This window comes from Gluconobacter sp. (genome assembly GCF_047723935.1).
In the GTDB taxonomy this organism is placed as follows: domain Bacteria; phylum Pseudomonadota; class Alphaproteobacteria; order Acetobacterales; family Acetobacteraceae; genus Gluconobacter.
In genome coordinates this window covers 1-18,835 of the sequence record NZ_JBDOBO010000018.1, presented here as the reverse complement: position 1 = coordinate 18,835, position 18,835 = coordinate 1, and the positions used below count along the sequence as shown (strand labels likewise).

General features: G+C 57.4%; 18 protein-coding genes and 1 tRNA gene. 11 read left to right on the top strand and 8 right to left on the bottom strand.

Translation table 11 applies throughout. The features are described 5' to 3' along the window. The first annotated feature begins 6 nt into the window (after positions 1–6). The 5 genes from ABF979_RS08560 (at position 7) to ABF979_RS08540 (ending at position 4,729) form a co-directional block, all read left to right on the top strand. A complete protein-coding gene (locus ABF979_RS08560; RefSeq protein WP_415559131.1) occupies positions 7–468 on the top strand; it encodes an OsmC family protein in 462 nt (153 codons plus the stop codon). Positions 469–582: 114 nt separating this feature from the next. Further along, positions 583–1,626, top strand: coding sequence for a tRNA preQ1(34) S-adenosylmethionine ribosyltransferase-isomerase QueA (gene queA / locus ABF979_RS08555; RefSeq protein ID WP_415559129.1), 1,044 nt, complete (start codon positions 583–585; stop codon positions 1,624–1,626). Then, on the top strand, positions 1,623–2,789 hold the full coding sequence (gene tgt / locus ABF979_RS08550; RefSeq protein WP_202207218.1) for a tRNA guanosine(34) transglycosylase Tgt: 1,167 nt from the start codon (positions 1,623–1,625) through the stop codon (positions 2,787–2,789). The genes queA and tgt overlap by 4 nt, the downstream gene beginning before the upstream one ends. A gap of 67 nt (positions 2,790–2,856) precedes the next feature. Continuing rightward, positions 2,857–3,915, top strand: coding sequence for a purine nucleoside permease (locus ABF979_RS08545; RefSeq protein WP_415559127.1), 1,059 nt, complete (start codon positions 2,857–2,859; stop codon positions 3,913–3,915). A gap of 91 nt (positions 3,916–4,006) precedes the next feature. After that, the gene (locus ABF979_RS08540) at positions 4,007–4,729 is read left to right on the top strand and encodes an MgtC/SapB family protein (RefSeq protein WP_415559125.1); all 723 of its coding nucleotides are present in this window, start codon (positions 4,007–4,009) and stop codon (positions 4,727–4,729) included. Positions 4,730–4,733: 4 nt separating this feature from the next. Here ABF979_RS08540 and ABF979_RS08535 read toward each other — a convergent pair whose 3' ends face one another. From ABF979_RS08535 to ABF979_RS08525, 3 genes are all read right to left on the bottom strand, one after another. After that, positions 4,734–5,825 carry a purine nucleoside permease gene (locus tag ABF979_RS08535; protein WP_415559123.1) on the bottom strand — a complete coding sequence of 364 codons (1,092 nt, stop codon included), beginning with the start codon at positions 5,823–5,825 and terminating at the stop codon, positions 4,734–4,736. Then, the gene (locus tag ABF979_RS08530; RefSeq protein ID WP_415559171.1) at positions 5,822–7,366 is read right to left on the bottom strand and encodes an adenosine deaminase family protein; all 1,545 of its coding nucleotides are present in this window, start codon (positions 7,364–7,366) and stop codon (positions 5,822–5,824) included. Before ABF979_RS08530 ends, ABF979_RS08535 begins: the two co-directional genes overlap by 4 nt. A gap of 75 nt (positions 7,367–7,441) precedes the next feature. Continuing rightward, complete coding sequence (locus ABF979_RS08525) at positions 7,442–8,350, bottom strand: PhzF family phenazine biosynthesis protein (RefSeq protein ID WP_415559121.1); 909 nt, start codon at positions 8,348–8,350, stop codon at positions 7,442–7,444. A gap of 109 nt (positions 8,351–8,459) precedes the next feature. Here ABF979_RS08525 and queG point away from each other — a divergent pair, with 109 nt between their 5' ends. Both queG and ABF979_RS08515 read left to right on the top strand, forming a co-directional pair. Then, a complete protein-coding gene (gene queG, locus ABF979_RS08520; protein ID WP_415559120.1) occupies positions 8,460–9,524 on the top strand; it encodes a tRNA epoxyqueuosine(34) reductase QueG in 1,065 nt (354 codons plus the stop codon). Next, positions 9,521–9,745, top strand: a complete 225-nt coding sequence (locus ABF979_RS08515) for a ribbon-helix-helix domain-containing protein (RefSeq protein ID WP_415559118.1) — start codon at positions 9,521–9,523, stop codon at positions 9,743–9,745. Before queG ends, ABF979_RS08515 begins: the two co-directional genes overlap by 4 nt. Before the next feature lie 5 nt (positions 9,746–9,750). Here ABF979_RS08515 and ABF979_RS08510 read toward each other — a convergent pair whose 3' ends face one another. Further along, positions 9,751–10,119, bottom strand: coding sequence for a hypothetical protein (locus ABF979_RS08510; protein ID WP_415559116.1), 369 nt, complete (start codon positions 10,117–10,119; stop codon positions 9,751–9,753). Positions 10,120–10,226: 107 nt separating this feature from the next. Between ABF979_RS08510 and ABF979_RS08505 the strand changes: the two genes are divergently transcribed. After that, positions 10,227–11,057, top strand: a complete 831-nt coding sequence (locus tag ABF979_RS08505) for a TerB family tellurite resistance protein (RefSeq protein WP_046900812.1) — start codon at positions 10,227–10,229, stop codon at positions 11,055–11,057. A gap of 148 nt (positions 11,058–11,205) precedes the next feature. On the opposite strand, the gene ABF979_RS08500 is transcribed toward ABF979_RS08505, so the two are convergent. From ABF979_RS08500 to ABF979_RS08490, 3 genes are all read right to left on the bottom strand, one after another. Beyond that, entirely contained in the window at positions 11,206–12,663 is a 1,458-nt protein-coding gene (locus ABF979_RS08500; protein WP_415559114.1) for a mannitol dehydrogenase family protein, read from the bottom strand. Positions 12,664–12,786: 123 nt separating this feature from the next. Next, positions 12,787–13,857 carry an FUSC family protein gene (locus tag ABF979_RS08495; RefSeq protein WP_237389920.1) on the bottom strand — a complete coding sequence of 357 codons (1,071 nt, stop codon included), beginning with the start codon at positions 13,855–13,857 and terminating at the stop codon, positions 12,787–12,789. A gap of 289 nt (positions 13,858–14,146) precedes the next feature. Beyond that, positions 14,147–15,682, bottom strand: a complete 1,536-nt coding sequence (locus tag ABF979_RS08490) for a Do family serine endopeptidase (protein WP_415559111.1) — start codon at positions 15,680–15,682, stop codon at positions 14,147–14,149. Between the two features lie 116 nt (positions 15,683–15,798). Between ABF979_RS08490 and ABF979_RS08485 the strand changes: the two genes are divergently transcribed. The 3 genes from ABF979_RS08485 to ABF979_RS08475 all read left to right on the top strand — a co-directional run bounded on the left by ABF979_RS08485 (position 15,799) and on the right by ABF979_RS08475 (position 17,287). Further along, positions 15,799–16,989, top strand: coding sequence for a P-loop NTPase (locus ABF979_RS08485; protein ID WP_415559109.1), 1,191 nt, complete (start codon positions 15,799–15,801; stop codon positions 16,987–16,989). Beyond that, on the top strand, positions 16,986–17,144 hold the full coding sequence (locus tag ABF979_RS08480; RefSeq protein WP_202207209.1) for a hypothetical protein: 159 nt from the start codon (positions 16,986–16,988) through the stop codon (positions 17,142–17,144). The genes ABF979_RS08485 and ABF979_RS08480 overlap by 4 nt, the downstream gene beginning before the upstream one ends. 68 nt (positions 17,145–17,212) lie before the next feature. After that, a tRNA-Thr gene (locus ABF979_RS08475) sits at positions 17,213–17,287 on the top strand. A 478-nt stretch (positions 17,288–17,765) separates the two neighbouring features. Here ABF979_RS08475 and thyX read toward each other — a convergent pair. After that, on the bottom strand, positions 17,766–18,677 hold the full coding sequence (thyX, locus tag ABF979_RS08470; RefSeq protein WP_415559169.1) for an FAD-dependent thymidylate synthase: 912 nt from the start codon (positions 18,675–18,677) through the stop codon (positions 17,766–17,768). Positions 18,678–18,835 lie beyond the last annotated feature (158 nt).

The window sequence follows — 18,835 nt, the reverse complement described above, 5'->3', positions numbered from 1 at the left end:
TATTCCGTGAAGGTTGTCTGGACCGGCAATACGGGAACCGGCACATCCTCTGCCCGCAGCTACACGCGCAATTACGATATTACCGCACCGGGCAAGCCCAGGATTGAAGGATCATCCGACCCTTCTTTTCACGGAGACCCTGCCCGATGGAATCCTGAAGATCTGCTTCTGGCACCCCTGTCAGCCTGTCACAAACTCTGGTTTCTGGGGCTCTGTGCGCAGGCAGGCATCGTCGTTACGGCATACGAAGACCATGCCACCGGCGAAATGGAAGAAGAACGCACCGGCGCCGGGCAGTTCACGTCCGTAACGCTTCATCCCCACGTCACCCTGTCCACCACGTCAGACGCCGAGAAAGCACTGGACCTGCATCACAAGGCGCACGACATGTGCTTTATCGTACGATCGGTCAATTTCCCGGTCATGAACGAGCCTGTTATCGTTCATGAGGCCGCACACGACGCCTGAAACGCATCCACCTCGACGGCTTGACGCCAAAAAAATCGCCTTTTGACCGAAAAGATGCGCCGGGCCACCTGGTCCGGCGTTTTCATGTTGGCTGAACCTGCTAGAGAGCATCCCATGACGGATGAACTCGCCACGTTCGACTTCGAACTGCCCCGCGACCATATTGCGACCGAACCCGCCAGACCGCGTGACAGCGCAAAGCTGCTGCATGTGCGGTCCGGAGAAGCACCCGATCTGCGGATCATACGCGATCTGCCTGGCCTGCTGCGGGAAGGCGATCTGCTGATTGCCAACAATACTGCCGTCATCCGTGCCCAGCTCTCCGCCACGCGCGGCGAGGCAAAAATCGGCATTACACTGGACCGGATTCTGGCTGACGGAAGCTGGCATGCGCTCGCCCGCAACTCCCGCAAGCTGAAGCCGAACGATACGCTGAACTTTGGCGATGATCTGGTCACGGCATCCGTTGTGGAAAACGAAGGCGATGGTGCCGTCAGCATCCGCTTTTCCGTCGAAGGGGATGCGTTCGATGCGTTCCTCGAGCGCGTGGGAGCATTGGCCCTTCCGCCTTATATCGACCGTCCTTTCGGCCCGACCGTGCAGGATGACAGCGATTACCGGACGATCTTTTCCGAGCATCGCGGGGCTGTGGCGGCGCCCACCGCTGGGCTGCATTTCACGCCGGATTTGCTGGCCGCGCTCGACGCAAAAGGTATCCAGCGCCGGACGCTAACGCTTCATGTTGGCGCTGGCACGTTCCTGCCCGTCCGATCCTCGATCGCGGAGCATCGCATGCATGCGGAATGGGGCGAGATCGACGCGGAAACAGCGCAGGCCATCAATGAAACACGCGCCCGCGGTGGCCGTGTTGTTGCTGTCGGAACCACGTCTCTCCGCCTGCTGGAAAGTGCGGCGCAGGAAGAAGGTACGATTCAGCCCTGGCGGGGTGAGACGTCCATTTTCATCAAGCCGGGCTACCGCTTCAAGGCGGTGGACCTGCTCATGACCAATTTCCATCTGCCGCGCTCGACGCTCTTCATGCTGGTCTGCGCGTTCAGCGGCACCGACACCATGCGTGAGGCTTATGCCTACGCCATCGCCAACGGACTGAGGTTCTATTCCTACGGCGATGCCTGCCTTCTGGAGCGAGCACCATGACCGAACAGGCCACAAAGATGACGTGGGTTCCGGAAGCAACCTGCGGACAGGCCCGCGCCGGCCATCTGCATACCCGTCACGGCACCGTCCCGACCCCGACCTTCATGCCCGTTGGCACCGTTGGCACCGTGAAGGGCATGACCATGGATGCCGTTCGCTCCACGGGCGCAGGCATTGTTCTGGGCAACACCTACCATCTGATGCTGCGCCCGACGGCGGACCGCGTGCAAAAGCTGGGCGGTTTGCACAAGATGATGGACTGGTCCGGCCCGATCCTGACGGATTCTGGCGGGTTTCAGGTCATGTCTCTCGGTGCACTGCGCAAGCTCGATCAGGACGGCGTGACGTTCCAGTCCCATATTGATGGCAGCAAGCATCGTCTGTCGCCTGAGATCTCGACGGACATCCAATACAAGCTCGATGCCACGATCACCATGGCGTTCGATGAGTGCCCGGCCCTCCCCGCCACGCCGGAAGCGCTCCGCAAATCCATGGAACTCTCCATGCGCTGGGCAGCCCGCTCCCGTGAGGCATTCGTGGCACGTGAGGGCTATGGCCAGTTCGGCATCGTGCAAGGCGGCACCGAGCGCGACCTGCGCGAATATTCCATCAAGGCGCTGACGGAGATCGGCTTCGAAGGCTATGCGATCGGCGGTCTGGCGGTGGGTGAAGGTCAGGAACTTATGTTCTCGACCCTCGATTTCACAACGCCAATGCTTCCGCAGGACAAGGCGCGCTACCTGATGGGCGTTGGTACGCCGGACGATCTGCTGGGGTCGGTCATGCGTGGTGTGGACATGTTCGACTGCGTGATGCCCTCGCGTGCTGGCCGTACGGCGCGAGCTTATACGGAGCGCGGCTACATCAACCTGCGCAACGCACGCTTTGCTGAAGACACGCGCCCGCTGACACCGCATGACGACAGCCCGATGGCCGGTCGTTACACCCGCGCTTATCTACATCACCTGTTCCGTGCTGGCGAGATGCTCGGCCCGATGCTGCTGACATGGCACAATCTGGCCTACTACCAGCGCCTGATGCGGCAGATCCGTGCCGCTATCGTGGACGGTACTTTGAACGAGCTGGCGATCAAACTACGCGAGGACTGGTCCAAGGGAGACTGGACCGAAGACGAATGGCCCATGCCCTCTCTCGCTTTGTAAGTTTTCATTCTGATCCTGTTCCAATAATGTGTTTCCCCAACGACCTTCGGCTTTGGGGAATACGGATTTGAAACGCTTTAATGCAGGCCTGGCTTTTGCCGGGCTTCTCTGTGCGGGCAGTGCTTTGGCTGCGCCCCATAAGGAAGAAATCAAGGTTCTTGTTGTTGCCAACTGGGAAGTCGGCGCGGACAAGGGCGACGAACCGGGCGAATATCAGGACTGGGTGGAGCGTCTTCATCTTAACGAAGAACGCCCCATTCGCGGCGTACAGGAAAAGCTGCGCCGCAATGCGGATGGCGTTTATGGCATCGCCCTGAAGAGCGGCAGCATTGACCTGCACGCGCTTGCCCTCGACCCGCATTATGATCTGACGCACACCTACTGGATTTTCACCGGTATTTCCGGCGTGAATCCGAATGTCGCGTCTGTTGGGAGTGTGGCCTGGGCACGTTGGGTTGTAGATGGAGACGCATTGCGGGAAATCGATGACCGCACCGTTCCGAAAGGCTGGCCGTATGGTTTGTATGCCATCGGGGCGGACAAGCCGGATACGCTGCCAGCCAACGCAAACCATTATGGCTCTGTCACGGATGTGGCGGAACTCAGCAAGGCCTATCCGCTCAATCAGGGTCTGGCAAACTGGGCCTTCAACCTGAGCAAGAACACTCAAATGGCAGATGATCCTGCCATTGCCGAGCGCCGGAAAGCCTGGAAAGGCTTCCCCAATGCCCAGAAACCGCCGATGCTCATCATGGGTGAGACGCTTGGGGCGCTTCGTTACTGGCACGGCCCGTCTCGCAACGAGTGGGCGGAAAAATGGGTAAAGCTGTGGACGAAAGATCAGGGTCAGTTCGTCATGACCAATGAGGAAAGCCAGACCTATCAGCTCGATATGCGGACATTGGCCCGTCTGGGATATGTCGATCTGAACCGCGTCATGGTTCTGCGCTCAGGGAGCAATTTCGATATGCCGCCCCCAGGCGTGCCGATTACCGAGAGCATCGGCGACGAAGCACCCGGCCAGAAACTTGCTTTCGACAACAACGAGCGTGCCGGTGAGCCGGTTGTCCATGAACTGATCGCACATTGGGCGACCTACCGGACGCATATTCCCGGCCAGAATTGATTCATCACATTGGTTTTTACGTCATGACCCTCGAACACTCGACGTCAACGCAGCGTTAGTACTGCTATTATGACGGGAAGAAGGCTGGGTCATGACAGGTTTTTTCGACCTGACCGCAAGAGGTTTTATCGGTGAAGGTCGGCTTCAGCTCGAAGAACTGGTGCTGGCATTCATCCTGTCCTCGCTTGTCGGGCTGGAGCGGGAACTTCGGCAAAAGAGCGCAGGCCTAAGAACTCATACGCTTGTCGGGGTCTCGGCTGCCCTGTTCATGCTGATCTCAAAATACGGCTTTATGGATATCCTGGCGCCCGGCAGAGTCGTTCTGGACCCGTCACGCGTGGCAGCTCAGGTCGTTTCCGGAATCGGTTTTGTGGGCGGTGGCGTGATTTTCATGCGTCGGGATATCGTCCGGGGCCTGACAACAGCAGCCTCCATCTGGTTTACAGCTGCGTTGGGTATGGCGTGTGGTGGTGGCCTCATTCTACTGGCGCTGGCAACGACCGGGGCACATTTTATCGTCATGGTGCTGTATCCGCGCCTCCTGAAACGCCTTCCCAACACACGGGAACGCACCTCGGAGCTTGCGATACAGTATCGAGAGGACATGGTAAAACCAGTTCTGACATGCATGACAGAACTGGGTTTTTCCCTCGATAGCCTTACCTTCAGCAATGCGGATGCCAATCCCAAAAACATCACGACGATGACTGTCAGGATCCGTGGGAAACGTGCAATTTCCCACGGTATTACGGCCCTGGCGGCACTCCCCGGAGTTCAGGGCGTACACCTCTTGCCCTCAGATAAAAGGCAGTAGGTTCTTACAAGGCGTGTGGCATTGTCTTCTCATACTTATCCCAGTGGGTCGCCAGTTCACGTACGACGACACTTCCCACCGTATAAGCGGCCTCGACCGACGGAATGAACGCGGAATAACTGCCCTCGTGAGCTTCTTCCGCCAATAGTTCAGCGGCCGTCTGACCGGGATACTGCATGTCGAAATTACTGGTCGTGCGCAGGATCAACGCACGCTGTGGATCAACACGCCCTGCCTTGGCCTGTGCGGCAAGTGCCTGACAGAACGCAACGTCTTCTTCGGCCGTCGTGGCGAGCGTGCCCTGATTATCCGTCCAGTAACGAACCCAGCGCTCAGCCCAGGCATTCATCTTCTCACCAGCCCAGAACGTCTCGCCGGAAATGGTATCCCCCACCATAACAGACGGTGCTTTCAGGGCTTCTGGATACCCCTTATAGCGGGCACGGGACGCCTGAAGGCCCGGCGTATCTGGCAGGCTCATGTTTTTCGTCAGGCCATAAGCCCACTGCACGAGCTCCGGATTGAACGTGTAAACCATGTCTCCGCTAACAGAATGAAGCGGCGGCCGTGGCTTTTCATCCGGAACACTACCCTGAACAGGCGTAAAGCCATCAGGCCAGGACTTCGGAATTTCCCGCGGATCAATCAGATGCGATAGACCACCATTGATCACACGTGGTGCCCAAATGGCAGACCCGACCGTCCCAAACTTCGGATCGACACCACCGATCCCGGCCAGAACGAAATAGGCGTGCTTCAGATCAAAGCGTGGATCAAGGACGAGCGCCGTGATGGCGGACGCCATGTGCTCCGGCCCTTCCCCGGACGCGATACCCAGAACATGCAGTTCCGGATTGTAGTGCATGACATCATGGTCCGTACCGGGGGCCGGAATTTCCTGCGAGAGCGGGAGCTTCTCAACCCAGTTCTGGTACTCGCCCGGCGTGTCTCCCGTGTCCTTGCCAAGTTCGAAGGTCGTCACCACAACCACGCGCACAGGAATAGGCCGCGTTTTGGCAGATGCGCTGGAGACACTGCCTGAAACTGCGAGGACGGACAGGGCAGTCGCCCCGAGGAGAGTTTTCAGGCGGTTCATTGATAGAGGCTTTCGTGTGGAGCGGAGGTTTCAAAGGCGACAAACCGCGATTCAAGCTGCCATTGAAGGCGAGCTTTCTCGCTGGCTTTCAAAAGATCAGCACAAGGGCCGCTCTCAGGCTGTGAAGAAGGCAGGGTCTGGCAGGCTGCAACAGGCTTGCCAACCTGATGGTTGTCCCAAAGGCTCTGTCCCGGAATAAACGCATATTCCAACCCGGTACGGGACATCTGTTTCAGGTCCGCATAGCTGAGATTGTAGGTTCCAGCAGCGCGAACATATTCCTGTGTCAGATCACCACGAGAAACGCCCTCGTCATCCGTTGAGAGCGCAACAGGAACACCGGCCCGGCGATAGAGCGGCAACGGATGTTCAGCGCCCTTCACGTTCAGGATCTCATCATTGCTCGTCAGGTTGATTTCCACCATGACGTGCTTCTTAGCCATCTCGGCCAGCAGCCCGGCGACGTCGTCTTCCGAAGCGATATCAACGCCATGGCCAATACGCTTGGCGCCGGCAATTTCAATGGCTTCACGAATGTGATGCTTCAGTCCTTCAGGTGGAACCAGCTTGCCAGTCAGTTCACCAGCATGAAGGCTGAGGTTCACACCCGGATAAACCTGTGAAAGAAATCTGAACATATGCATATGCAGGGTGTAGTCCCGCATGGCGATAGCATCATCTTCCGGTGCAACAATATTAAGGCCGACAAATCGGGGATCGGCCTTAACGACCGCATATCCGGCATCAAGCTGGGCATAGACAGCTTGGGGCGGCAGCGTACGAAGAACCTGGAAAAGGTAATGCACACTCACGCTGCAACCCGGATGAGCCTCGGGCGTGCCGCATTTCAGAACCTTCTGTGCCTGCTTGTCCATGGCATCCGTCTCCTGACGGGCCTGCGTGACAAGCGCCGGGATTTCAGCCTCCAGCGTTTTATGAGCGGCAGCAAAATCCTCACCATTCATCGGATGTTTGAAACCTGCATGGATCATCGCTGGAAGAGCCGGAGAGATCATGGGTTCGATATAGGTGATATGATCGTGTGCGGCACGATCCATGACCTCTGCCAACATATCTCCCTGATGGGCTGCGTCGATCGCTCCAAAATGCTGAAAAGCCGCAAAGAAGTGGTCATGGCCTGAACGGTCAGAAGGAGACGGCGTGAAGTCCCGCATGGACATGGCGTCAATCAGGCGGTTTTCTGCATCCGGGTTTCCCGCCAAAGCAGCGGCTGGCATCTCCCCATCTTTAGGATGCGGGCAGGCATGGCTCAGGATCTCAAGGCTTTTGAGAGAAACGCACAACCCGTCCCGGGCGGCCCAGTCCAGCATGTTTTCTGCGTAGATTGCCCCTACGAGATGATTGTGCAGATCTGCGCCCTTTGGGAAGGCTCTCAGGAACAGCCCAAGCCGAACCGGATCATTCCGAAGGGAGTTGTAAGTCTGCTCAACAGCAGACGGAGCTTCGGCCCTTGCCAGAGGAGACAGGGCCGTCAGAGACAGGGCAGCCGCTACGAGAACGGAAGGAATGGTGCATCGCATGGTGGCACGATGCCGACTGCCCACGCCCCTGACAAGACATTTTCAGACCGTTATAAACTCTGCAACAGACCGTTCTCAGACTTCGCTTTCCAAAGTGAAGAATCCGTCCATGACAGCGACACAGGAACCCGCAACATAGGCCTTCCCCGCCTGGGTTCTGGCTTCGAGCAGGCTCGGCCGTCCCATATCTACACCTTGCGTAAAGGTCAGGGACAGATCGGCACCGTTTTGCAAGGTCGATAGGAATGCCACGGCGGCGACAGTTGCGCTTCCTGTTGCAGGATCTTCCGGAATACCATCAAGGGGAGAGAACATCCGCCCCTGAATGTCGCTATCTTTTTCAAAGGCATTTTCGCCAGCGTTCCGCGTATAGGCGTAAACGGAGTCCACTCCACTGGACGCAAGGAATGTGCGATGGGCAGAAATCTCACCATAGGCCCGGCGCAAAGCCTCGCGGGACGCCAGTTCGACAATCAGAAACGGCAGGCCGACCGATACGATCTGGGGAGCATGATGATCGGTGCGAATATCTTGCGGTTGAAGCCCAAGACAGGCTGCCGCGTTTTCAGGGATCATCCGGCTCCGACGTGTTATTGCTTCCGGCGCCATGAGTTCCGCCCGAATGACACGGCCGTTCTCACGCTCCAGCCGCACAGGGACCAGCCCGGCCTTTTCTTCGAACACCAGCGTTTCCGGCAGATCCCGGCCCTGCGCTTCTGCCTGCCGCGCCAGGGCAAAAGCCGTTCCGATATTAGGATGCCCGGCGAATGGCAGCTCTCCGCCTGGCGTAAAGATACGGACATGCGCTGTATGCTCTGCCTCTACTGCAGGCAGCACAAAAGTGGTTTCAGAATACCCGAACTCAATGGCGATTTTCTGCATCTGGTCGGTCGATAGTCCCGCCGCATCCAGCACGACCGCCAGAGGATTCCCCCCAAAAAGCTGGTCCGTGAAAACATCTAGGGTGACATAGGAACGACGCATAACCGGTTCTCTCATCGGAGAATGAAGACATCCCATCATGTCTGATTGGCCCCTTGGGGGAAAGATGGCGTAAACTGCTGATTCTGCTTTCCATCCATCTGCTGAGCGCATGACATCACGCCCGTCCCTCTCCCACCCCGGACGTTCCCTTGAGGAACGGATCGAGGACCATGCCCGGCATCTGGGGTTTGATGCCGTGGGCTTCTGCGCGGCGGAGCTTGGCCCGGATGTGGAAGCCGGCCTGCGCGCTTTTGTTGCCCAGGGCCATCACGGAACGATGGAATGGATGGAGACGCGCATCGAACAGCGCAGCCACCCGCAGGCCCTCTGGCCTGAAGCCCGCAGCGTCATTTCCCTCGCAGTCTGTTACGCACCCGCCGAAGACCCGGACGCAACGCTGCGTAAGCCGGATCGGGGCAATATCTCCGTCTATGCCCGTAACCGGGACTATCATGACGTCATCAAAGGGATGCTAAAGCATCTGGCGCAGTTCGTCGTGAAGCTGGGCGATGAGACTACGCAGGTGAAGGTCTTCGTCGATACGGCCCCGGTTTCGGAACGCGTTCTGGCAGAAAAGGCGCATCTGGGCTGGCAGGGCAAGCATACCTGTCTGGTGTCCCGCACCCATGGTTCCTGGCTTTTGCTGGGAGAAATCTACACGACGCTGGATTTAAGCCCGTCCGAGCCAAAAGGCGGAAGCTGCGGCACCTGTACGAGTTGCCTGACCGCCTGCCCGACAGATGCTTTCCTTGGCCCCTATCGTATGGATGCGCGGCGGTGCATTTCGTATCTGACCATCGAACACAAGGGGCCGATCCCGCACGACCTGCGGGAGAAGATGGGTAACCACATCTATGGCTGTGACGACTGCATTTCCGCCTGCCCGTGGAACCGCTTCGCCGAGGCGTCCCGCCACATCAAGCTTCAGGCCAGACCCGAACTGATTGAGCCAAAACTGGCAGAACTGGCGGCCCTCGATGACGCGGCTTTCCGCACGCTTTTTTCGGGCTCACCGGTAAAGCGCATAGGTCGCAACCGGTTTGTCCGTAATGTTCTGATCGCAATCGGCAACTCGAACGATCCTGCTCTCGTATCCTCAGCGCAGGCTCTTCAGTCTGACCCCGATCCCGATATTGCCGAAACCGCCCGCTGGGCTTTGGAGCGCCTGACATGAGTGACCTTATCAAACGCAGCCTTTCGCTCTCAGGACATCGGACGTCCGTTGCGCTTGAACCAGAATTCTGGGCAGTCCTGGATCAGATGGCTACGGAGCGGGCCTTGAGCTTTGCGGCCCTTGTTGCGTCGATTGATGCGAAACGCACACCAGACCGCCCCTTGGCTTCAGCTCTCCGTGTTGCAGCTCTCATGGATGCGCGGAAAACGGCCGACGACTGATCGGATTACTTCGCGTTCGGAGGAAGATCCATCCAGTCAGGGTGCTTTCTCTGGATCCAGTTCAGAGCTTTCTCCATCAAACGACGGAAGAACGGAATATCTTCGGAAAGGAGCAGGATACCGACAGGAATCATCCACACCCCGAGGACTGGCAGAAAAGCCATACAGCCCCCGAGCATGAACAGAATACCCGCCGGAATACGAATCCATTTACGCTCTGGCTCACGTAGCCAGCTCACGGTCTTCTGCATCCATTCAGGAAGCTTGCGAATCAGAGCCTGCATCTTCTCCTCGTAATCGTCGGGCGCCGCAGACTGGGCGACAGGGAGATGCTGGGTCTGATCGGACATAACTGGGGTGACCTTGTTTTTCATGATGCTCCTTCAACACCCGAAGCCTCCGGGAGATCCAGTTCTTTCTGTGGGCGGTACATGTCCGATCTGTCATTTGCCGCTTTCCGGGACCATGCTAGATTGTCGATATGGCTATCTGGGGCAAAATGTTCGGTGGTGTTGCTGGCTTCGCAGTCGGCGGCCCGTTCGGGGCACTGATGGGAGCAGCCCTTGGGCATGCCGCCGACAGTGGCTCTCTGCTTAATCCTTCTACTGGGGGGTGGAGCGAACGCTTTCCTGCCCGGGGTCGTCCTGACCCGAACAGTGCAGCATTCTTTGGTGCTGCAAAAATTGCGGCGGCCATGGGCAAAAAGGACCAGCTTTACGCCATTGGCCTTGTGGCGCTGTGCGCAAAGCTGGCGAAGGTCGACGGGCCCGTCAATCGCTCCGAAATCAACGCGTTCAAAACCTGCTTCCAGTTTCCACCCGACAACACGCGTGAAGTTGGCATGTTGTTCGACCGCGCGCGGGAGCGAACGGACGATTTTGAAATGTACGCCCGCGAGATGGGCTCAGCTTACGGAGACGACAAGGCACCGCTGGAAAACCTGATGGTGGCCCTTTTCCGGATTGCCCGTGCAGATGCTGGAGCATCCAGAGAACTCCATCCGAAAGAAATCGATTTTCTTCAGCGTGTCCATCGTGCGTTTGGGCTGTCATCCGGAGCATGGACACGGGCAGAAAGTGGCGACAGTCGTGCCGCCAGCACTGGCGAGCCAGACGCCTATCGCGTTCTCGGCATCACGCGTACAGCGTCTGACAAGGAAGTCCGCGTTCGGTGGCGCACGCTCATCCGCGAGTATCATCCGGATGTTATTGCTCAGAAACCCATGACGGATCTGGAGCGCAAGCGTGCCCAGGAACGCGTAGCCCGGATCAATGCGGCATGGGACCGCATCAAACGAGACCGCCAGCTTTAACCTCACAGGTCTGACGATTATATCGACCCGCACGGCGATATTTCTCCAGCCACGACACCCGTACGGGACAGAGTAGGCATAGCCCATCAAGAAAAAAACCACCTCTCAATGAAGAGAAGTGGTTCAAAAACCTGTCAGCCAATTATTTTTAGGCTGGCAGAGCAGCTTTCACGCCCTTTTCGCGAATGATCTTACGCAACGCGATGACCTTCTCATTCAGTGTCGCATTATCAAGGTCACGCCAGGCATCAAAAGCCGGAAGCTTCAGCGCGCTCTCAAAGTCATCTGCCTTCGCAAGCGCCTTCTGCTGCTCACCGAAGGTTGGCTCGAACGGCTCGTAGGTTCCACCCTTCTCGCTCTTCCCACGCAGCATCTCAAGGTAGGCTGCCATGCCAAACGCAATTCGGGATAGATCCCGCTTGCCTTCAAGCGCCTGACGCACTGTTTCCGTCCAGAAGACCTGAATTTTTGAAGAGCCATCCCCCGAAATTCGCAGGGTCTGGTCAGCCATCGCGGGGTTGGAGAAGCGGCTGATCACGCTGTCACGATACCCTTCCAGCGTCATGCCCGGCGGGGCTTCCAAGGTCGGAATGACATCCTTGTTGAGGAAGTTCTCCAGATTGCCCCGCAGATCCGCATCACGAACCGCCTCATCAACATTCTCATACCCGACCAGAACGGCTGGGAAGCAGAGCATGATGTGACCAGCATTCAGCATGCGGATCTTCACATGTTCGTAGTCCGTCACATCATCGACGAACTGGACGCCGGCCTTCTCCAGTGCCGGGCGTCCATCAGCGAAGCTGTCTTCCAGCACCCACTGGTGAAAATCCTCAGCAACGAGCGGAAGGTCATCGCTCAGGCCACTGGCCTCATTCAGGCGCTTGGCAATTTCTGAAGACACTGTCGGTGTGATGCGATCCACCATTCCGTTGGGGAATGTGGCGTTTTCTTCAATCCACTTAGCCAGTTCCGGATCACGGGCCTTTGCATAACCCAGGAATGCCTTACGGGCGACATTACCGTTGTGCCGCAGATTATCGCAGGACATGATCGTAAAGGCCTTACCCCCGGCATCCCGGCGGCGACGGAGCCCTTCCACAACATATCCGAAGATCGTGGACGGCGCTTCCGGCGTCTTCAAATCCTGCTGAACAGCCGCATTCTCAAGATCGAACGCACCCGTCGACTCATTGATGTTGTAGCCGCCTTCCGTGATCGTCATGGAAACAATCCGGATGGCAGGATCTGAGAGGTGCTTCAGTACAGCTTCCGGATCTGCCGGAGCCAGCAGATAATCCCGCAATGCGCCCATGACGCGGACAGTGCTTTTGCCGGATGGTGCGGTTTCCGTCAGGGAGAAAAGGCAGTCCTGCTTTTTGAACTCTTCAGCTTTTTTCTTTGAGCGATCACCGCCCGTCAGACCGACGCCAATGATGCCCCAGTTGGGATCATCCTTGAGAATTTGTTCAACATAGAATGCCTCGTGGGCACGAAAGAAATTGCCCACACCAAAATGCACGATCCCTGGCTTTATCCCGTTGATGTCGTAGGGCGGAGCCTGCACACCGGCGGGAAGAGACTTGAGGGTTTCGTGCGTAATCATGGATTTCTCCGTTCCTAATGACCAGCCTCTGACGGGGGCTGGCTTTCCGGGCAGATGCACCGAGCTCTCCAGAAAACGCGGGAGATCACGACCGGGTTTCGAAAAAACGCCATCAACTGGCACCTAGAGCCCTTTGGCAGCACTGGCATCGTCCCGCATGAGAACGCCTACGGCGCGCTCCAGATCATCCTTGAACAGAGACATGACGAAGCGCATTTCAGGCCGCGTCTGTTCTTCCAGCCGAGGAAGAAGTTCGAGAATGTCCTTGTCTTCCGGCTGATGCGGATGACGGTCCTGCTTGCGAACAAATCTTTGTTCACAGCTATGAGCCAATGCTCTCAGCGTGTGGCTGAGGCTTTTGTAGAGTGGAACAAGGCCTGTATTCCCTGCTGCACGGCCTGTCGCGATTGCTCGAGCCACCAGCATCGTATCGTTCAGGAGCCGCCGCATCAACCTTGGAAGTGCTGCGAGCACAGGGTCGCGCTTCTCCAGGTCACTGAAACGCTCGCGTCTGGCCTCTTCCACTGCGCCTTCAAGTTCGATCAGAAGGGCCACGCAGGCTTCGTTCCGGGTTTCAATTTCCCGCCAGCCCGTTTTCTGATCCAGTGCGCCTTCCAGCAATCCATCCAGACGCCGCAGGATGCGGCTGGACGTATGGAAAGCCTGCTTTCGGGCACTGCTGTGCAATACCACAAAAGACACCACCAGAGAGACGACCACACCAATCATGATAGCCGTCAGCCGCGTCACCATTGGCAGGAACGGGCTGCCTTCACTGGGAAACAGATACACAATAATCAGGGTAATACAGGCAAACCGCAGATTGGTCTGAACGGCTGCGAGGAAGGCCAATGGCGCAAGAACTACCCAGAAAGGCAGCCACCGCAGACCCGTCCACATTTCCAGCAAGACCGCTACGATCCCCGCAACAGCGCCCAGCAGAGTCCCGGTAATCTGATCGCGGGCTGTTGCCATTGTCTGCGTTATGCTGGACTGCGTAACAATCAGCGCGGTCACGAGCGCCCATATTGTTTCCTGAAGATGCAGCGTCATGCCCACAACCCAGGCCGTGACAATCGAAACCAGAACGCGAATGGTCTGGCGTGTGGCAGGTCGCAGGACCTCCCGCCAGTTGCTTCCCTTGGGCGGAACCATCAGCCAGGTCTGTGTGATTTTTTTCAGAGCACTCATCATTTCATGAGCGCTTTAAGAGCTTCCGAGTTCTTCAGTCCACTCGTTTCCGAGCGCCGACTCATTCAAACGATCCGTTGGACCAGCCATTTTCTGGAATGACTATCGGTATCGCCCCCAAGAAACAGAACACCACAATCGGGATTGGCGCTCAGAACCTGAGAGGCCACGCCGCAGCGACAAATAGGGCGGCCTCATTCAGATTGAGAAACGGCGCAAACCGGTCCGCTTTTGAAGCAAAACCGATAATGTAATTTTCCGTCGTCCCTCAATCGTATTGATCCAAATTAAGTCAGTTTCCCAGAAAGGGGACTGGCACCCAGCGTAGCCCGTCATCATCCTGCACCAACAGCAGAACTTCTTTCTTTTTCTGTTCCAGCGCGCGGCTCACAGCTTTAGCAAAGGCATCCGGTGTGTCGATCTGATCCTGCCCGACCTGCGTAATCACATTCCCAACGGCAATCCCGCGAGATGTGGCCGGACTGGAGGGTTCAACCCGATCCACCAGCACGCCACGCTGGTCGTCCGTCAGAGCATATTGGGTGCGCATTTCCGCATCGATGGAACGCACCGCGAGACCCAGCTCGCCAAAAGCTGCTTTCGTATGCGTTGGCTGATGCGTGTCGGACGGTGGCATATCTGGCGCGTTTGGCGACTGTGCCAGCGTGATCGGAAGCGTCTTGATGCTGCCCTTATGCCAGACGGTCAGCTCTGTCTTTGTTCCAGGCAAAATGGACGCAATGATGCGCGGCATGGTTTGACCCGTCACATCCTGACTACCCACACGAGTGATGATGTCACCAACCTGCAGGCCAGCCTGAGCTGCCGGACTTTTCGGCCCCACTTCAGATACCAGAGCGCCCTTGCCGACCGTGCCGTCCGCCTGGTGGAAATCAAGGTCCTCAGCAATGTCGTAAGAGACATTCTGGAACTTCAGTCCCATCCACCCGCGCGACACATGACCTGTCTTACGCAGTTGATCGATGATGCCACGCGCGTCATCTGCCGGGATGGCAAAGCCGATCCCGATGGAGTCACCGCCAGCTCCACCATAGATCAAAGTGTTGATGCCAATGACTTCGCCAGAAAGATTGAAAAGCGGACCGCCAGAATTTCCCCGGTTAATGGCTGCATCCGTCTGGATATAGTCATCATACAGGCCGTGTTCGACATTCCGTCCGCGGGACGAGATGATACCTGCCGTGACCGTTCCGTTCAGGCCGAACGGATTGCCAATGGCCACCACCCAATCTCCGATCCTGGCGGCATCGCTGTGTCCTAACGGAACAGCTGGCAGCGAATGCTTCGGTTTGACTTCCAGAACGGCCAGATCAACCTGACTGTCACGCCCCACAATCTTTGCCGGCAGTTCCGTACCATCCTGAAGTGTCACAGAGACCTGATCTGCGCCTTCAATGACGTGATTGTTCGTCACGATAATGCCCGCCGGATCGACAATAAAGCCTGATCCTAAAGCCTGCATCCGCCGCGGAGGGCGGTTCGGTGCCGGCTTGTGCGTCATGTAATCGTGGAAGAATTTTTCCAGCGGAGAGCCCTGTGGGAACTGCGGCACCTGCGGGCCATCCGGACCACTGGAGTCCGGCCCCTTGTCCTCATCCTTACCGGGCTTGAGCACAGCAGACGTCGAAACGTTCACCACGGACGGAAGAAGGCGATTTGCCAGATCCGCAAAGCTGGACGGAACGGAGCGCGGGGCTGGAACGGGTGCCGGAGAGGGCTGCGGGGCGGTCTGGGCCTGTACCGTCGTGACGGACAGCGCCAGGGAAACGGCGCAGGACAGGACAAGGCTGGCGGTCAATCTGCTCATGGTGACACGCTAACGCAGAAGACTGCCCTTCGTCACCATCCTGTAGTTCAGGAGGGGCGTATGCTACGCTGTTTCTTCTTCCTGACAGGCCGTTCCCCCAGAAAAAGAGTCTTGGCATGACCGATCATCTTCCCCCGACCAGTTCTTCTGACGAATCCCATGCCAATGCCGAAAAACGCATTTCCGAGATTCTGAACAATGAACAGGCTGGCCCCGGGTCGAATGTGTTGTCCTTTGCATCGCTGGAAGGTGTTTCAGTCCGCGATGGACATGCGCACGTGACCCTTGCCACCTCGCGAGATAATGTGTCGCGCATGGAGCCGATCAGACCTCAGGTTGAAGCAGAGATCGCGCGCATTCCAGGCCTGACGGGAGCAACAATTTCCCTGACAGCCCATCGCGCTACCACGCCACCACCGGCCAACACACCAGATCCAGCAGCAGGGGTCAGTCATCGGCCGTTCAATCTGGGCGGCAAACGGCAGAATGCGTCCCGCCGTCATGCTCCAGAGACGCTTTTGCCGGGCGTAAAAGCCGTCGTTGCGGTTGCGTCCGGCAAAGGAGGCGTCGGCAAATCCACAACCGCTGTGAACCTTGCAGCCGGCCTTGCCAAACTCGGTGTTCGGACGGGCCTCCTGGATGCAGACATCTACGGCCCATCCCTTCCACGCATGCTCGGCCGCAACACACGCCCCGAAGTTGTCGAAGGCCGGATCATCCCCATTGAAGCCTGGGGGCTGAAAAGTATGTCCATCGGCTATCTGGTGGACGAGCATCAGGCCATGATCTGGCGTGGCCCCATGGTCATGGGCGCCCTCACCCAGTTCCTTGGAGAAGTGGACTGGGGAGATCTGGACGTCCTTGTCATAGACATGCCACCCGGAACCGGTGATGCCCAACTGACACTGGCCCAGAAGCTTGGAGCCAAGATGGCCAAGGGTGGGGCTGTTATTGTCTCCACGCCTCAGGACATTGCGCTGCTGGATGCGCGACGTGGCGTTTCCATGTTCGAACGGATGGAAACCCCCATCCTCGGCGTTGTGGAGAACATGTCCTATTTCTGCTGCCCAAACTGCAATCACCGCACTGAGCTTTTCGGCCACGGTGGTGCCAGAGAAGAGGCCGAACGCCTTGGCGTGCCGTTCCTCGGCGAAATTCCCCTGCTGGCTGACATCCGGGCCAGCGGCGATCAGGGCACGCCCATTATTCTCTCGGCACCTGACAGCGAAGCTGCCCGTGCCTACACGGCCCTCGCCACGACTATTGCCGAGGCTCTCAGCCACTCTGATGAAAAGGCTTCCTCATGACCCGTCTTCTCCTGCTGGGAACAGCACTACTTCTGTCGGCTTGTGCTCGACCGCCTGTAGTCCATCATGGGCTTTCTTCAGATGGCTACGGCTTCACGAATAACTCCTCCCATCTCCCCCCACCACCGAGCCTCATGACCCCTGCGACACGATAAAATTACAGAATCGACACTCAGGAGCTTGACCAAAGGGGTCTCGGCGTGGAAAAAGCCGGGCTGTGGATGCCGGGTTAGCACAGTGGTAGTGCAGCGGTTTTGTAAACCGAAGGCCGGGGGTTCAAATCCCTCACCCGGCACCACGATTTTTCCCAGAAAATCAAGCTTTCTGAACGATTCCCCAAAAAGAATCGTCCACGCCTTCGAACCCAGTTTTATGGGACCAAACCCTGTGGATAAGTTTGTTGATTAAGATCTACGAAATGTGAGTCCGACGTGATTCCACATTCGTTCTCCGTAGAATCCGTTCAGAAACGGCGATTCCGGAAAACAGGAAATCCACCGACCATTTTACTCACCGAAATACGAACTCAATTTTCGGCGGTGGGGTCAATTTTATAGCAGTGTTCAGTCAGGCCCTTTTTACAAAGGGCCATATGCTTATGTGCCGGTGCAGGCCAGAAAATGTGGATGCACACGGACGCAAGAATAAGCAGTCCTGCCAGAATCGCCCAAGGCCAGATCCGTGGTAACCGCGGCTCTATCTCAGCCGCGGTTTCACTTTGCACGGAAGGGGCGTCTTGCAGGAGCTTATCAAAATCGTTCACGATTTCGGCTATCTCAGGCTTCTGATTCGAGAATGGCGTTCATCTCGATCCATTCGCGCTTGGAAAGCCCAGACGTTTCCTGCGTCACGGCCTCTCCCGCCAGACGGCGGCGCACAACGTTCAGCATCCCCGCTGAGAACGTGAAGGCTCCGCGACGATATTCTTCGAATGCAGCGGCCGTTGCCGGCACCCAGGCGTGCAGCAGTTCGATCATCTTTTCTGCGTACACACGAATCTCGTACTGCGCATGCGGATCTGCGCGCAGGGCAAGGAAGTGCATCAGATTGTGCAGATCGATCTTCCAGTACCACTGGGTATAGGTGTTCAGCGTCAGGTTCATGCGCGCCAGTTCACGGGCCAGGCCAGTGCCCTCCGGGTCCAGCATTGATTCATAATCGTCGTAGCACTGGCTGGCATCACGACGCAGAATCTCAAGCACGCGCTCTGCTGTTTCCGGATCAAGAGCTTCGCTACGTCCCTGACGGTTCGAGGCGCTCTGCGATGCAACCTGATCCAGAGCTGGCAGATAGAACTCACGGTCGAGAATCGAATAGCGCGCGGAATATTCGTTCACGCTGGCCATGCGATGACGAATCCACTGCCGTGCCACGAAAACCGGAAGCTTCACGTGGAATTTGATCTCGCACATCTCGAACGGCGTCGAATGCCGATGACGCATCAGATAGCGGATCAGTCCGGCATCTTCAGACACCTTCTTGGTGCCACGCCCATAAGACACCCGCGCAGCCTGAACGACGGCTCCATCATCGCCCATATAATCGACGACGCGCAGGAAACCATGATCCAGCACCTCGATGGGCGTGAAAAGAAGTTTCTCCATCGCCGGAACGGTCGGGCGGGAGGTCAGCTGGGGCTCATTGCGTTGCGCTTCAATTTCAGCGCGCTGTTCGGATGTCAGTGCCATAGGCCGCGGCTCTAGCATGACGAAACATCTCCCGCCACCGCAAGAGACGAGTCCGGGCGGCATCATCATGCGCTTCGTCTTTTCCCCTTGCAGGACGGCAACAGCACTCCTATGTTCAGCAGTGCAAGGGGTTCGTCCCCGGCTATGGCGATAAACGG